Raw genomic sequence first — 1,836 nt, 5'->3', positions numbered from 1 at the left:
AGGTGTCGTGGAAGATGTAACGACAATCATCATGAATATCAAAAAGCTTGCTCTGAAGATTTATTCTGATGAAGAGAAGACTCTTGAAATTGACGTGAATGGTGAAGGAGTAGTAACAGCTGCTGATATTACTCATGATAGTGATGTTGAAGTTCTTAACCCTGAACTGCACATTGCTACATTGTCTGCTAACAGCAACTTCCGCATGCGTCTGGCTGCTCAACGAGGTCGAGGATATACACCTGCTGATCAAAACAAACGTGAGGACCTGCCTATCGGCGTGATCCCAATCGACTCTATTTACACTCCGGTTTCACGCGTTAACTATCAAGTGGAAAATACTCGTGTTGGTCAATTGACTAATTTCGATAAACTTTCTCTTGATGTTTGGACTGACGGAAGCATTGGCCCGAAAGAAGCAATTTCTCTTGGTGCTAAGATTCTAAATGAGCATCTTAACATTTTTGTCGGTCTCACTGACGAAGCACAGAATGCTGAAATCATGGTAGAAAAAGAAGAAGATCAAAAAGAGAAAGTTCTTGAAATGACTATTGAAGAACTAGATCTATCTGTTCGTTCTTATAACTGCTTGAAACGTGCTGGAATCAACACTGTTCAGGAACTTGCCAACAAGACTGAAGAAGATATGATGAAAGTTCGTAACTTAGGACGTAAATCCTTGGAAGAAGTAAAAGTTAAGCTTGAAGATTTAGGCTTAGGTTTACGCAAGGACGACTGAGTTAAGCAAAAAGTTATTCAACGATCTAACAAAGGAGGGAATCTTAAATGGCATACAGAAAGTTAGGACGTACTAGCGCTCAACGTAAAGCAATGCTTCGCGATTTAGCTACTGACCTAATCATCAACGAACGCATCGAAACAACAGAAGCTCGTGCAAAAGAACTTCGCTCAGTTGTTGAGAAAATGATCACATTAGGAAAACGTGGTGACTTGCATGCACGCCGTCAAGCTTCAAGCTTCGTCCGTCATGAAGTTGCGAATGCTGAAGAGAACCAGGATGCAGTCCAAAAGTTGTTCTCTGATATCGCTGGCCGTTACACAGAGCGTCAAGGCGGATACACTCGTATCATGAAGCTTGGACCTCGTCGCGGTGACGGTGCTCCAATGGTAATCATTGAGCTAGTATAATTTCATTCATACACAACGAGGGCAGGACAGTTATTTTGTTAACTGCTTCTATGCCCTTTTTGTTTACACCTTGGTCATACACAAAAAGCAGAGCGTTATGATGGGCATTCATTGAAGTGACCCGTCTAGCTCCATGCACCTCTTCCAGCTTCTATTTCGATAGAAGTTTGTTCATACCATGAACAAGAAAGCAGCCGCTATCTATGGAACGAGGTGCAGGCTTTTTTTTGTATTCGGGACTTTTTTTAATAAGTGTTGATCTCCGCTGCAGGCACCCAACTCCGCGGGACGCGCGGTGAACTAAAAAGCGCAAGTGGCCGTTCAGCGACGTACAGATTGGAGAGCTCTCGGATGAGATAAAGGAATCACGAAGAGCAAAGCGATTCGATGATGACTTATCTATATAAAGTGGAAAGGCCCCGTTCAGCGGCGTACGGGCTGGACTGTCCCTGCATGAGATAAAGGAAACACAACGAACACAGTGAGTTGATGTTGACTTATCGCAAGGAGGGGACAGGGAAGTCCGCTAGCCGTTGGGGCCTTGTAGCTGGATTAGCAAGAAGAGTGATCGAAATCTGCTAGTCGTTGGCCACTGGAGCCGGATTGAGCCTCCTCGGCTGCGACTGCGGGGTTACGTTCCAGTGGGTACGTAATCTCGGGCCCTGGAACCAGACGTCGTGCTAATCC

The 1,836-nt window shown here is 44.7% G+C and carries 2 protein-coding genes; both read left to right on the top strand.

Annotated features, from left to right (window positions below; genetic code table 11):
• A partial coding sequence (locus BSG1_RS19305; RefSeq protein WP_006838927.1) for a DNA-directed RNA polymerase subunit alpha occupies positions 1-739 on the top strand: 739 nt, incomplete at its 5' end.
• 47 nt (positions 740-786) lie between these two features.
• Positions 787-1,149: a 50S ribosomal protein L17 gene (gene rplQ / locus BSG1_RS19300; RefSeq protein WP_006838926.1), complete on the top strand. Its 363-nt coding sequence runs from the start codon at positions 787-789 to the stop codon at positions 1,147-1,149.
• Positions 1,150-1,836: the final 687 nt, after the last annotated feature.

This window comes from Bacillus sp. SG-1 (assembly GCF_000181495.1).
Classification (GTDB): Bacteria; Bacillota; Bacilli; order Bacillales; family Bacillaceae_B; genus Rossellomorea.
Note: the sequence above shows the minus strand (reverse complement) of the source record. Positions and strands in the feature narration are given on the sequence as shown.